Source organism: Synechococcus lacustris str. Tous (genome assembly GCF_003011125.1).
In the GTDB taxonomy this organism is placed as follows: domain Bacteria; phylum Cyanobacteriota; class Cyanobacteriia; order PCC-6307; family Cyanobiaceae; genus Synechococcus_D; species Synechococcus_D lacustris.
Genome location: NZ_PXVC01000006.1, coordinates 44,967 through 57,050, shown reverse-complemented (window position 1 = coordinate 57,050; position 12,084 = coordinate 44,967). Strand labels below are relative to the sequence as shown.

The 12,084-nt window shown below is 50.6% G+C and carries 16 protein-coding genes and 1 pseudogene; 9 read left to right on the top strand and 8 right to left on the bottom strand.

What is annotated here, in order from left to right; genetic code table 11:
- The 5 genes and pseudogenes from C7K08_RS02940 to C7K08_RS02920 all read left to right on the top strand — a co-directional run.
- Nucleotides 1-196 (top strand): annotated as a pseudogene (locus C7K08_RS02940) (hypothetical protein); the annotation flags it as partial.
- Entirely contained in the window at nucleotides 196-522 is a 327-nt protein-coding gene (locus C7K08_RS02935) for a hypothetical protein (RefSeq protein WP_106499155.1), read from the top strand. The pseudogene C7K08_RS02940 and the gene C7K08_RS02935, both read left to right, overlap by 1 nt.
- Nucleotides 515-1,354 carry a hypothetical protein gene (locus C7K08_RS02930; RefSeq protein ID WP_106499154.1) on the top strand — a complete coding sequence of 280 codons (840 nt, stop codon included), beginning with the start codon at nucleotides 515-517 and terminating at the stop codon, nucleotides 1,352-1,354. Before C7K08_RS02935 ends, C7K08_RS02930 begins: the two co-directional genes overlap by 8 nt.
- A gap of 75 nt (nucleotides 1,355-1,429) precedes the next feature.
- Nucleotides 1,430-2,230 (top strand): hypothetical protein, encoded by an 801-nt coding sequence (locus tag C7K08_RS02925; RefSeq protein ID WP_133165145.1) that lies wholly within the window; start codon nucleotides 1,430-1,432, stop codon nucleotides 2,228-2,230.
- Nucleotides 2,231-2,381: 151 nt separating this feature from the next.
- Complete coding sequence (locus C7K08_RS02920; protein ID WP_161955802.1) at nucleotides 2,382-2,594, top strand: hypothetical protein; 213 nt, start codon at nucleotides 2,382-2,384, stop codon at nucleotides 2,592-2,594.
- Between the two features lie 50 nt (nucleotides 2,595-2,644).
- On the opposite strand, the gene C7K08_RS02915 is transcribed toward C7K08_RS02920, so the two are convergent.
- From C7K08_RS02915 to gpmI, 3 genes are read right to left on the bottom strand one after another with little or no spacing between them, the layout of a single operon-like run.
- Nucleotides 2,645-4,543 carry an APC family permease gene (locus C7K08_RS02915; RefSeq protein WP_106499151.1) on the bottom strand — a complete coding sequence of 633 codons (1,899 nt, stop codon included), beginning with the start codon at nucleotides 4,541-4,543 and terminating at the stop codon, nucleotides 2,645-2,647.
- Between the two features lie 44 nt (nucleotides 4,544-4,587).
- Complete coding sequence (gene secG / locus C7K08_RS02910; protein WP_106499165.1) at nucleotides 4,588-4,818, bottom strand: preprotein translocase subunit SecG; 231 nt, start codon at nucleotides 4,816-4,818, stop codon at nucleotides 4,588-4,590.
- A 12-nt stretch (nucleotides 4,819-4,830) separates the two neighbouring features.
- Complete coding sequence (gpmI, locus tag C7K08_RS02905; RefSeq protein ID WP_106499164.1) at nucleotides 4,831-6,390, bottom strand: 2,3-bisphosphoglycerate-independent phosphoglycerate mutase; 1,560 nt, start codon at nucleotides 6,388-6,390, stop codon at nucleotides 4,831-4,833.
- A gap of 204 nt (nucleotides 6,391-6,594) precedes the next feature.
- Between gpmI and pyrR the strand changes: the two genes are divergently transcribed.
- On the top strand, nucleotides 6,595-7,164 hold the full coding sequence (pyrR, locus tag C7K08_RS02900) for a bifunctional pyr operon transcriptional regulator/uracil phosphoribosyltransferase PyrR (RefSeq protein WP_106499150.1): 570 nt from the start codon (nucleotides 6,595-6,597) through the stop codon (nucleotides 7,162-7,164).
- Here the strand turns inward: pyrR and C7K08_RS02895 are convergent.
- The 3 genes from C7K08_RS02895 to C7K08_RS02885 are packed head-to-tail and all read right to left on the bottom strand — an operon-like array spanning nucleotide 7,161 to nucleotide 9,772.
- Nucleotides 7,161-7,382: a ferredoxin-thioredoxin reductase variable chain gene (locus C7K08_RS02895; protein ID WP_106499163.1), complete on the bottom strand. Its 222-nt coding sequence runs from the start codon at nucleotides 7,380-7,382 to the stop codon at nucleotides 7,161-7,163. The genes pyrR and C7K08_RS02895 overlap by 4 nt on opposite strands.
- A 27-nt stretch (nucleotides 7,383-7,409) precedes the next feature.
- Nucleotides 7,410-8,198, bottom strand: a complete 789-nt coding sequence (locus tag C7K08_RS02890; RefSeq protein WP_161955801.1) for a hypothetical protein — start codon at nucleotides 8,196-8,198, stop codon at nucleotides 7,410-7,412.
- A 53-nt stretch (nucleotides 8,199-8,251) separates the two neighbouring features.
- Complete coding sequence (locus C7K08_RS02885; RefSeq protein ID WP_106499148.1) at nucleotides 8,252-9,772, bottom strand: Hsp70 family protein; 1,521 nt, start codon at nucleotides 9,770-9,772, stop codon at nucleotides 8,252-8,254.
- Nucleotides 9,773-9,869: 97 nt separating this feature from the next.
- On the opposite strand from C7K08_RS02885, the gene C7K08_RS02880 reads away from it, so the two are divergent.
- From C7K08_RS02880 to C7K08_RS02870, 3 genes are read left to right on the top strand one after another with little or no spacing between them, the layout of a single operon-like run.
- Nucleotides 9,870-10,172 carry a hypothetical protein gene (locus C7K08_RS02880; RefSeq protein ID WP_106499147.1) on the top strand — a complete coding sequence of 101 codons (303 nt, stop codon included), beginning with the start codon at nucleotides 9,870-9,872 and terminating at the stop codon, nucleotides 10,170-10,172.
- Nucleotides 10,173-10,214: 42 nt separating this feature from the next.
- Nucleotides 10,215-10,445, top strand: coding sequence for a DNA-directed RNA polymerase subunit omega (locus C7K08_RS02875; RefSeq protein WP_106499146.1), 231 nt, complete (start codon nucleotides 10,215-10,217; stop codon nucleotides 10,443-10,445).
- Nucleotides 10,445-10,810, top strand: coding sequence for a DUF1818 family protein (locus C7K08_RS02870; RefSeq protein ID WP_106499145.1), 366 nt, complete (start codon nucleotides 10,445-10,447; stop codon nucleotides 10,808-10,810). Before C7K08_RS02875 ends, C7K08_RS02870 begins: the two co-directional genes overlap by 1 nt.
- Here C7K08_RS02870 and C7K08_RS02865 read toward each other — a convergent pair.
- Nucleotides 10,787-11,539 carry a hypothetical protein gene (locus C7K08_RS02865; protein ID WP_106499144.1) on the bottom strand — a complete coding sequence of 251 codons (753 nt, stop codon included), beginning with the start codon at nucleotides 11,537-11,539 and terminating at the stop codon, nucleotides 10,787-10,789. The genes C7K08_RS02870 and C7K08_RS02865 overlap by 24 nt on opposite strands.
- A 67-nt stretch (nucleotides 11,540-11,606) precedes the next feature.
- On the bottom strand, nucleotides 11,607-12,056 hold the full coding sequence (locus C7K08_RS02860; RefSeq protein WP_106499143.1) for an EVE domain-containing protein: 450 nt from the start codon (nucleotides 12,054-12,056) through the stop codon (nucleotides 11,607-11,609).
- Nucleotides 12,057-12,084 lie beyond the last annotated feature (28 nt).

Here is a 12,084-nt window from a genome sequence, read left to right as displayed (position 1 = left end):
GGTAAATGCTGCAACTGTTGCATTACCAGCAGAAGGCGGCCGTGTAGAAGCATATTTAAGTGGTCGTGACATCAACCTTGATGCAGCTGATCTAGCTGATCTGGACTTCCCTGCTGTTTGTTTTGCAAAAGCAGAGGTGCTACCAACAACACCAGAGGGAATGCACGTTGGATTAACCGCAACGATTGCAGCTTGATGAAAGCTGAAAGTCCTGCACTCGGCCCCTTGGGTCAGGTGCGTATTTATAAAGGTGCGCAGCACAGATTCATCTGGCCTGTGCATCTCGCTGGCTGGCTCGAACTTGGTTGGACAACAGAACCAGGGGCTACACCGATGGCTACACCGGCTGCTACACCAGCTCCCCGTAAGAAACGTGTGAGCTCCACCCCCAGCCCCACAAACGAAAACCCCTTAGGGGCCAGCCCCAGTGGGGCAAGCACCAGCTCGGCAACAGCAGATGAACCGCTGCCTGTATTGGTAACGGATTTTTTGGTTGACCCAAGTGTGCCCACCAATGACTGAGACCCATAGGGCCGAGACCCAAAGCGCCAGCCCTAGTGGGGCCAGCCCCCGGTTGCCAGAACTAACAACTGCTGGCGTTAGGCCAACACAGATCCGCTTGCTTCTGCCTGCTGGTTGCCCTGGTGAAAATGTTTGGGTGCCACCAAATGAAGTAAAACGCTGGGAAAATATTGGYTACACKCGCGGTAATGTTCCSGCTGATAAATTAGAACTCTCATGGCTTGATATTCCAGCAAAGTTAAATGGTGTTTACTCTTATGTTATTGAGCTARTCCTTAATAGCGCTGTWACACCAGCAAAAAYAGTTGATATTAAYTGGGGTGATGGCATAACTGAAACGCTTGATTGGGGTAACGGCCGCCATACGCACACCTACGCAGAAAGAAAAGAACATAAAGTAAAGGTGATATTCATAAAGGATGCAGAAGCAATTAGTGCGGAGCTCAAACTATCGCTTGCTGGTTGCTCAATCTGGCAACCACCATCTAATCCAGATTCTGGTGGTGGTGGCTCAGGTGGTGGTGGTATTGGCCCTGCTGTTCTTAAGCCATTAATTCCTGGCGTTGGCTTAGTTGGCAATAACTACGACGGCCAAACGCAAGAAACYTGGACTGTTGCYCGTTGGCTTGGCGGTACAAGTCATGGTGGTGTTCCAGCTGCTGATCCAACTGTTCCTGCYTTYCTTAAAWSTGATGGCASCTGGGCAATGCCARYWGGKMTKGGAACCCGTTGGTTTAATGGTGATGGCGTGCCGGTAACAGTTCCAGAAGCAAAAGCTGGTGATTATTACCTTGATGGCGTATCAGGAATTTTCTATCTACTAGRGGCATAAACAATGGCTTGGCTTAAAGGCGCAAACCTTAAAGGCCCCGTGGGCCCTACTGGCTCCAAAGGYCCWGCTGGACCMGTGGAGATTGCATCAGCCAGCAGRCTTGGTGGGATAAAGGTAGGTACTGGCCTTGCGATTGATGCAACTACTGGTGTACTTAGCTCCAGTATTACGGGTAATTATGTGTTAAAAAGCGGTGATCAAATGACCGGGCCCTTGCGCCATGCAAATTCAGGTGGCGTATCAACATTTAATGGTACAGATGTTTATTGCTATTTTGATGGTTCTAATTATCGTATTCAACTACCATCAGCTAGAACGGGTCTGCGCATTGATAATACAACAGGTGAAGTAAGTTTCCCAACACTACCAACATCTACGGGTGGAACGCCATCACTAGGTACACACCTAATAACAAAAGCTTACCTTGACAATCGAATTGTATCTATYAATGAATTTCTAAGGCTTRCCGGTGGCACGATGACMGGTACGATCACATCATCGGCTGATGTTGATTTCTGGAAAATACAAGGCTCTACATATAGCATGATCGGTAATGCACAAAATATAAGGATAAGRAAAAGCACGACTGATCTGATCACCATAGGATCAACATTAACTTCAACATTGCAACTGGTAACACCAGCAACTGCTACAGCTATAGCTTTTGGTAGTGGTGGGCCTACGATTGGCCGAAAAAGTGCAACTGAGTTAATAGCAAGTGCAACTATTGAATGTAATCCATTGCCAACCTTGCCTGCTCATCTAGCAAATAAAGCATACGTAGATAGCAAAATTGTATTTACAGCCGTGGGAGATCCTGCCCCTCCATCTGCGGAAGGGCTACCAGAAGGCGCATTATGGGTTGAATACACATGAATATCCTATTGGCTGGTGTATGGAGGAAAATTAAACCGAAAGCTATTTTTATTGCTGGTAGTTGGAAAGAAGTATCAACAGTTTATGTATTAAAAAATGGCARKTGGCGGCGCATATGGATTCGGCAATAGCTAACAGTTGATTCTTGCTTGTGGCCTGGGATACAACGCAAAACCTTGTTGGCCCTGCAGGAGTTGCTGTAGCTAATGGATTACTTGCTGGAATTCCAATCCAGCTTTTGATTCAATTGAAAGCAGCTGGGTTCACTATCCTTTGGGTAGCGATTGGCACTTATGTGGTGTTAATCCTAATTCGTAAATTTGTTCCCCTAAGGGTTGGAGATCAGCAGGAGCGCCAAGGTTAGATGTGAGCTCCCATGGAGAAGAGGCTTATAACAATGAGTTCACAGGTTAATTAAAGATAGAAGCCAACTGTGGTAATGATTCGGGTTCCTTTTGCTCTAAGCGCGCTGCGCAGGAAATAGGTGGATTGATTATGCAGTAATGCTTCCCAGCGATGACGAGTAACAAAAACTGGTAAAACAACCGTGCAAAATAAATTTGCACCCTTACGATGTTGATTCTCAAAATCTTCAACAAATTCAACTACTGGATTTACAAGTGAGCGATAGGGYGATTCAAGTACCATCAATGGAATGTTTGGTAATTGTTTTTGCCATTGCTGTTTAAATGCCTCCGCCYTACCATTACCTARGTCAACATGAACAGCAACGAGTTCAGTGGCAATGCTGTGGGCGTAGCGAATTGCTTCGAAGCTACCGCGATGTAATTGACCCACTAATACGATTACTGGAGAAGTACCTCCCGAAGGTGCAATTGGCAGGTTTAATTTCACATCAGTTGCAAGCCTTAGGCGTTTAGCCACATGTTTGTAATGTTTATTAATTGCATTAAACAGGCACACAAGTATTGGAACTGCTATAACAATTAGCCAGGCGCCTTGATGAAACTTGCTAAAWAGTAGAACTACGGTAACTATTAAGGTTACCAGTGAGCCGAAGCCATTTATATATGCCTTTAGTTTCCAGCCGGTGCTGCGTTCCTTMCACCAATGCACAACCATTCCTGCTTGGGAAAGGGTGAAGCTTGTGAAAACACCTACGGCATAAAGAGGTATCAATCTGCTAACGCTGCCTCCAAAAATAATCAGCAGTGCGCCAGCACCAATAGAAAGGGAAATGATGCCGTTGCTAAATACAAGCCGATCTCCAAGGGATGCAAGCTGCCTAGGCATAAAACCATCCTGGGCTAAGAACGCTGCCAGCCTTGGGAAATCGGCGTAGGCGGTGTTTGCGGCTAATAGAAGTATTAAGAATGTGCCAAGTTGTAGCAACAGAAGAAGCGGKCCATTGCCAAATACTTTCTCGCCAATTTGATACAGCAAAGTTGGCCCATTCTCTAMATACAAAAGCCCGGTTTTRCTGGCAAGTAAGCTGATTCCTAAGAACATTACTGCCAATAAAACAACCATAGTTGTTAATACTCTGCGAGCATTGCGCCATTCAACTGGGCGAAAGGCCATAACACTGTCGCTGATTGCCTCAATGCCAGTGAGGGCTGCGCAACCAGAACTAAATGCCCGCATCATTAAAACTGGGCCTATCGCCATGGTTGCACTGCTTTGATGATGGGAAGCAGCTTCATTTAAAAGCTGTTGTTGTTCCGATGCTGCCAATGCAGGGAGTGATCCYTGCATTAATTGAATTAAACCCACCGCAACTAAAAGTAAGATTGTTCCCAGGAACATATATGTAGGCAGGCTCATAACCTTGGCGCTAGATTTAACGCCCCTTAAATTTGCAAACATCAGTATTACTACAGCTAGCAAACAAAGGGGTACTCGCAAAGTTTCAAGCCCCGGTAAGTAGGAGGTGAGGGCGGAAATACCTGCTGCCACACTCACTGCCACAGTGAGTAAATAATCCAGGGAAAGTGAAGCCCCAGCCACCAGTCCTGCTGATACCCCYAGRTTGTCGTGGGAAACCCGGTAGGAACCTCCTCCGMGCGGGTAAGCCTTGATTGTTTGACTGTAACTAACACCAACAATCACCATCAACAGCACGATCATTGCTGTGATCGGTAGGGTGTATTGCAGGGCAGCCGCGCCAGCTAAACTTAAAACAAGCACAATTTCTTGGCTGGCATAGGCCACCGAAGAAAGAGCATCAGAACTAAGTATTGCTAGCGCTTCTGGATTGCTAAGCCGCTCCTCTTCATGGGCGCTGGTAGGCAGGGGATCGCCAAATAAAAAGTTCTTTAGGCGGTTCAAAGAAACATTTATTTTTCTTGGCATTAGTTTTTTAATGGTTTATAAGATAAGTTTAAATTTGCAATTGTTTAATTCAGCCAGCCGGCGCTCAATACAACGGCTAGGCCCATAAATAAGGCAAGTAAAGTCCAGCTGATGCGGTTAAGTGTATTTTCTGCGCTGCGGGCACTTGTGAACATTGAGCTGCCGCTGGAGGCAAGACCACCCATGCCGTCCCCCTTTGGGCTGTGCAGCAGCACTGAGATGATCAATAAAACAGCCGTGGCGGCCCAAAGCCAGCCGAGAATCGTWATCAGCATGGTTGATTGCAAYTACACCAGCGTAGGTGTTGATTGAATTGCCTTGTTATTGGCCACAAGGCTGGTGCCACTCATCGCTTCTGGCACCTCCATGCCAAGCAGTTCAAGCACTGTGGGGGCAATATCTGCCAAACCGGCATCTGCCCGCAATTGAATATCRCCCCCTAAACCAGCCAATTTGCGCTGTTCTCCTTCTACCAAAATGAATGGCACTGGATTAGTGGTGTGGGCTGTCCAGGGGCGCCCATCGGCGCCCTGCATCAATTCAGCATTGCCATGGTCGGCGGTTATTAACAGGGTTCCCCCCATTCTTCCAGTGGCGCTAAGTAGTTTGCCAATGCATTGATCAACGCAACTGATTGCTTCGATCGTGGCGTTTAAATCACCCGTATGCCCCACCATGTCGGGGTTTGCATAATTAATTACAACAAATGAATAGATACCTTTTCGGATTGCAGCTACGCARCCATTTGTGAGGGCTGCTGCCGACATCGCCGGGGATTGATCATAGGTTGCTACTTTTGGAGAAGGCACCAAGTGGCGATCTTCACCAGGATATGGTTTTTCCATGCCACCATTTAGGAAATAAGTAACATGGGGATATTTTTCGGTTTCAGCTGTGCGGAATTGCCGTAAACCATTGCGGGAGATCACCTCTCCCAATAGGTCATCCAGTGATTCTGGTGGAAAAGCTACCGCAACAGGTAGATCTTTTTCGTATTGAGTAAAAGTAACAACATCTAGCGATTGGATGAGTTGCCGCTCAAAGCCTGAAAAGTTTGGATTAACYAGGCATGATGTTAATTGACGCATGCGATCGGGGCGGAAGTTAAATAACACCACAGCATCACCYGGCTTAAAATATTCTGGTTGGAATCGCACCGGCTCTAAAAACTCATCGCTGATGCCCTCGGCATGGGCCCTGGCTAATACCGTTTCAGCCGTTTCCTTCGAACAAGTTCCGGGTTGGCTTAACAGCAGRTAGGCCTTCTCGATGCGCTCCCAGCGGTTGTCGCGATCCATCGCCCAATAGCGGCCGCAAAGGCTTGTGAGTTCTCCCACCCCAGCGGCTTCAATCTGTTGCTGCAGGGTTTTTATAAAGCCGATTGAGCTGTTGGTTGGTGTATCGCGACCATCGGTAATGCCGTGTATGCACACATGTTTGAGTTTTTTAGCCGCAGCCCACTTCARTAATCCGCCGATATGGTTTATGTGGCTGTGAACACCTCCATCCGATAACAGGCCCAGCAAATGCAGGGTGCCGCCCGTTTCAAGCAATTTGGCAGCCATGCCATTCAAGGCTTGATTTTGCTTGAACTGACCTTTTTTTACCTCCTCACTAATTCTCACTAACTCTTGCCGTATTACCCGGCCAGAACCAATTGTGAGGTGCCCCACCTCTGAATTACCCATCTGCCCGTCTGGCAGGCCCACATGGGCACCACTGGCTTGGATAAGCGTGTGGGGATAGGCATGCCAAAGGGCATCCATCACTGGCGTWTTCGCTAAACGGATGGCGTTGTGGTTTGTGGCTGGATTTTCACCCCAGCCATCGAGGATCACCAGCACCACAGGCGCAACGGGGCTGAGGCTGCGTCCTTTCAGTTCCTGGCCGGTGCTGGGAGGTGTCGCTGCTGTCACCCGATAAGCAGAGCTTGGATAWCAGGCAAGTTACATCCACATCGCACAACGAATTAACTAATACCGAAAGCGGTTAGGTTTCGAGCACCGAGGAAATTGCTACACCTAAGATCAGAGGCCAGGTTTAGGGCCTTTATGGGGCGATCTTCATTTCCTCCCCAGAATTGCGAAAAACTATGGATCCTCGATGCGGAGGAATTGCATCGCACGGTATTGCGGCTTTGCTCCCAGGTGATCGAATCAGTGGCCAACCCCAAGCAATTGCTTTTGCTTGGCATACCTACCCGCGGGGTGGCCCTTGCCCAGGTATTAGCAGCTGAATTGCAGCGCCTGCTTTGTGAACCGATTCATCAAGGCGTGTTGGATCCCACCTTCCACCGCGACGACCTTGGCAGGGTTGGAACCAGGTTGGTGCAACCAACCAATCTGCCAGTGCCCATCGATGGCCGCACAGTGGTTTTGGTAGACGACGTGGTGTTCACCGGGCGCACAGTGCGGGCGGCCATGGAGGCGCTGCAAGGTTGGGGCCGTCCGGCCAGCGTGAAACTATTGGCAATGGTGGATCGCGGCCATCGGGAATTGCCAATCCAGCCGGATTTTGTGGGTAGGGTGGTGCCCACAAGCCGGCACGAATTCATCCACCTGATGCTCCAGGAGGTGGATGGTGAAGAGGGTGTGGTTTTGCTTAAACCGCCAACGAACTAAGCGATTACTTCAAGTTCATCGCTACGGAAATGGGCCTTATAGCGGCCAAAGGCAACTATCACAGGCAAGGTKGGGCTGATCGGTTTCCCCTTCCATTCAACTAAAACCGTATTGATTTCCCCCTCCTGGCCTTTCATGTCGAAGGCTTGGCCGCGATGTTCCGGATGGGTGAACACCACCACCGATTGCTGCACCCGAACCCGGTCACCTGGCTGCATCACTCTTAACAACATTTTTTCTAACRATCATCTTCTCATCCGACCTTGGCAGCTGCTTTCGGGACCCTCTTCYCGCACCTCCCCCCCCAATTCGCGGCAGGCGGCTTGAAATGCAGCCCAGTCGGTTTTGCCAGCTGCTACCAGTTGGCGAATCCTGGCATCAAGGGCCGCGGCATCTGGCCCCCCACCTGAGGGAACACCAGCATGGCTGTTTTGCTGCTGTTTCTTTTCGGCAAGGGCCTTTACCTGCTGCTCCACCTTTAAACGCTGGTTTTGGGCCTGCTGAATCCACCAGGGGTGGTTGAGCTGATTGAGGTGATTTAGGGCTTCCCACCATTGGCGCTGCCCAATCTTTTGTTGGGCTTGCTCCAGTTGAAAACGGTTGGCCGCCCAGTTTTCCTTGATTGAATCCTGCAGATCTTGTCCCTCAGGGAAACGGTTTTCGCCGCTGCTGCTTATTAGCGACAGGGCTTGGGCAAGTTCACCCCGCAGAAATCTTTGCAACACCTTGGTGCGCAATTGATCTCGCCATTGCTGCAATTGAAAATCGGCCTTGGCGGGATTGCCGCTGCGGCGCACCAGTTGCCGCTGTTGATCCAGGGCGGCCCACCACAGGCCACCATCCCAGCTGCGTTGGGCCCGCCGTTGCAAACAATTTTCCAGCAATGCCGCTTGGCTTGGCTGCAGTGGTTGCAGGGCCCCCAGCTGGCGGCCAAGCCTTAGGCAAGCSGCTAGATCACCCCGTTCAGCTGCCCGTTTGAGYCTGTGGGGGAGTTGTTTCTGCCAGAGCCCTAAGCCCRTGAGGCCCAGYACCACAGCCCCAAGGGTTCCGATTATCCAAACCCAGGGCAAACGGGAACGGCGGGCAATCATTCGAGTTTTCCGAGCATTTGCTCAGTGATTGGTTCATTGCGAACTAGGTCGATGCCCCTAAGCCAAAGCTGACGTTGATTATCAATTCGAAATTGCAGCTGGAAGCGATCTTCACCGCCCTTACCTGGCGGCTCTAGGGGTAATTCCACAACCCTCTTATCCCACACTTTCAGCTTGGCTTCGCCCACGCTTTGAGCCTGCAGTTTTGGGATGCCATCCCTAAAAACAACTTCGGCGCGGCTTGTGCCCAAGGGGGTGCCCAATTGCAATTCAAGTTGGGTTTGACCTTCCTGGCAGGCCAGCACAATTTGCAGTGGTTGGGGGGTGGGCCAGCCCTGGCCAGCCAAAAACAAAGGATGCCAATAGTGCCCYCCTAGCCTTCGATCCCAGCAGCGCAGGCTCACCCCTTCCCTCAATACATCGATGAGTTTTAGGGCYGGCGTCATGGCAAGGGCGCCCAATACAACTGCGGCGCTGGGTTGGGCCACGCTGATCTTGGGGCCAGGCAGATGTTTGTTTAACCAGGTTTGCAGCCAGGGCAGGGCACTGCCACCACCCACCGCCAAAATTCCATCAAGTTGATYGAAATTTTCSCCTGCCCGGCGTGCAGCAGCAGCGATGGCATCCAGCAGGTCTTGCAGCAATATCGATAAACCCTGGTTCTCCAGCACCTGTTCCAATTGACGGCGGGTTGCCTGCAGYAATTTGGCTTCACCAGCTGGGGCCGCAGCGAGGTGCACCTGGGCTGAATTGGCATCGCTCAAGGCACATTTTAATTTTTCTGCAGCCTCAAGCCAATATTCAGGCACCGGTTCTGGTGCGCCGAGGGCTATGGCCCACCAKTGGTCGATGCTGCGGCCACCCACCTGGCAGCCAGCTTTGCCAATCACACGGGCYGTTTTTATGCCATTGCGGTTTATGGGTAGCTGGTTGCCGCCAAAACGCAGTAGTTGGGCCATTGGCATCGCCCTACCTTCMCCCCCCTCCAAGCGCACCAGGGAGAGGTCGGTGGTGCCAGCACCCATGTCTACCACTAGCACYAAGCTGCCAGGCGGCAGGCCGGCGCCGAGGGCAGCAGCGGTGGATTCATCCACCAGCGACACCTCCGGCACCGCCAAAGTGGCGGCCCATTGCTGCAGCCAAAGGCGGTAGTTGCTGAAGCCCTCCACCGGAGCTGTGAGCACAAGCCTCTCGGGAATGCGATCCGGGGGTAGTTTTTGCCAGATGCCATCCAGCAAGGCAGCGGCAGCCTGTTGCGCCTCTGGGCAGGTGCCGTTTTKGTAGAGCTGTGTTTTGAAATTTCGCTGACAGCGCCCYTGGGCTCCGGCATCCAGCACCTGTTGGCCCAAGAGGGGGCGGGCACCTTCATCAACTACGAGGCTGGGTATGAAAGGCAGGGGGCCTGGGCTGCTGAYGGGAGGCAGGTAGAGCAGTTCTGGACTAGTGCCAGCCTGRGCTTGCCAGCCCACCAGCGTGGTGGAGCTGCCAAGGTCGATGGCAAGTGTTCCCTGGCCCAATCGTTCAGCCGTTGCAACGAATACTGAAACCTTTGCAGAGCATCTGGCCAAAGTTCGAATATTTGGCCAGATTAAGAGAATTGAGACGCAATTCGAGATGGCCGCGGATCGCTTGTTGAGTGCTGTGTTGTCTTTTTATCGGGAGGAGCCCCAGGAGCTTTTGGCTTTGGAGCCTTTGCAGGATTGCCGTTTTAGTAGGGGTTGGTCGTCTTTGCGGATCGATTGTTGCGATCAGGTCCATTTGGAGGAGGTGAGCAGCTTGGTGGATCTGGTGCGGATTCCATTGGCAGCCCTGCAATTGGTGCGCACGATTCGGTTAACGGCCCCTGGGCTGCCTGAACGGGCATTCCCGGTGCGCCTACCCCTGTTTCAAAACGGTCAAACCTCTACGGCTGAATGAGGGGGCAACGGGAGTTAGGTTGGTAAATATTTTTTGATGCCCATGTCTTTAAGCCAGCAACCTGAAGCAAAGGAGCTTGCCAAGCGTGGTGAGAGCTTGATGCGCCATTCCACCAACAGATACCTCACCACCGTGCGCATCGCTTTCAGGGCAAAGCAGCGGCGATTTGATGATTTCGAGGGGTTATTGGAAGATTCCATGGTGAAACCAGTTCAGCGAGCCATCACCGAACTCAGCGATGAACAAGATCTGCCTGATCTGCTCGCAGGCTGATGCAAAGGGAGGGGCCAGGTTGGCGCCTGGCCATTGATAAACAGCGACAGGGCTATCAAGCCCTGATTGCTTCAGATGATTGGGCCTTAGAACTTACCAGCGCTGAATTTGAGCAATTCCGCAACATGTGCGCCAAGATCGTTGGCCAATACAAAGACTGTTTAGATCATTTAATGGCTGAAGAAAATCTTGAGTTGTGCCTTGAAGAAGGTGCTTTTTGGCTTGAGCTCAGGGGAGATTGCAATGGCTGGGCTCTGCGTTTTGTGCTCAGCTCAGCCCTGGGCGAGCGGGGGGCAGARGGAAGCTGGCAGCGTTCCACCGCGGCGGCTTTTTGTGAGGCGTTAGCCCTTGCTGAGGTTTATTAAAAAGCCGGTTTGATCCTCGCTATCAAAAAGGTGCTGATAAGCGGCCACCAGGCAGCAAACAATCACTGGTGCTGCCACCAGAATGCCCACACCGCAAAGCAGTAGACCCGTTAGGCCAATTAAAATCATCAAAATGCCAAAGCCCAAAACAGGCCAAAATTGTGGGTCTACGCTGCGGCGTCCCTCCTTAAATGCAAGCATTGGCTTATCACCCCTGGCCACAACTAAGGGCACATGAAACATTTGGGTAACTGCTAAATAAATCATGGTAAACACTGCAATCACCAAGGGAATAAATAATAGTTCCAATCGAATCAAACTTAATAATCCRCCCGCTAGGAATGCAATTGCTAGCACAACCATGTTCACAGCAACTAAAAATAATGTCATCATAAATAACATTGTTATTGATTTGCCGTGCCAGTTTACGAAATCTTTAAAGATCGGTTTCTCGCCCCCTAATGCCCGCCAGGCACCCCTAAATAAACCGATATTTAGCCAAAGGCTGGCAACAATATTCAAGCTAAATCCCAGTAGAAATATTAATATCCAAGCTAAGCCAAGGCTAGATCCGTCTTGAATGCTTTTGCTGGCCTGATCTTGGATGAATTGGCTGCCTAAATTTAAGGCCCCGCCTAAAAGAGTAAAACCGATAAAAAGAAATGGTGCTTTTGCAAATGCCGCCCAGCCTGATTTTAGGATTGCTCCAACAGGGAGGGCATTGGCCATGGCGTTTGAACAATTAATTCATTCAAACCTAGCGATGCTTTGGCTTTAATGCCAGCTATTTATTTCATTAAGGGAGGGGATCACCCAAAAATTCCAAGAGTTTCGCAGCGCTAGGGCTTGAAACGGGGAGAATGGAAAGGCGATTGCCCCGGCGTACCACCGGAAGGGTTTCCTCCGTAAATAGTTCCCGTAGTTTGTCTAGGCTTAGCTGTTGCGCAAAAACGCCAAGATATTTCAACCTTGCGCAGTCCCAGCGGGGAGCCTCCGGTTTTGAAGCAGGGTCAAAATATTTATTACTGGGCTCAAATTGACTCGGATCTGTGATGCCTGTTTCCACCACTTCCATCAAACCCACAATCCCTGGGGGCTTGGCATTGGAATGATAAAAAAAGGCCCGGTCGCCAACTTGCATTTCCCGCATGAAATTGCGCGCTTGATAATTGCGGATTCCATCCCACAGGGTGCTGCCCTCTGCCTTGAGGTGGTCGATGCCAAATACATCTGGCTCACTTTTCATCAGCCACCATTTATGCGGTGCCATTGCT

Excerpts from the sequence above, each read along its gene's own strand:
- C7K08_RS02935 (WP_106499155.1), top strand. The coding sequence starts at position 196 with ATGAAAGCTGAAAGTCCTGCACTCGGCCCCTTGGGTCAGGTGCGTATT.
- pyrR (WP_106499150.1), top strand. The coding sequence starts at position 6,595 with ATGGGGCGATCTTCATTTCCTCCCCAGAATTGCGAAAAACTATGGATC.
- C7K08_RS02880 (WP_106499147.1), top strand. The coding sequence starts at position 9,870 with ATGGCCGCGGATCGCTTGTTGAGTGCTGTGTTGTCTTTTTATCGGGAG.
- C7K08_RS02875 (WP_106499146.1), top strand. The coding sequence starts at position 10,215 with ATGTCTTTAAGCCAGCAACCTGAAGCAAAGGAGCTTGCCAAGCGTGGT.
- C7K08_RS02860 (WP_106499143.1), bottom strand. The coding sequence starts at position 12,056 with ATGAAAAGTGAGCCAGATGTATTTGGCATCGACCACCTCAAGGCAGAG.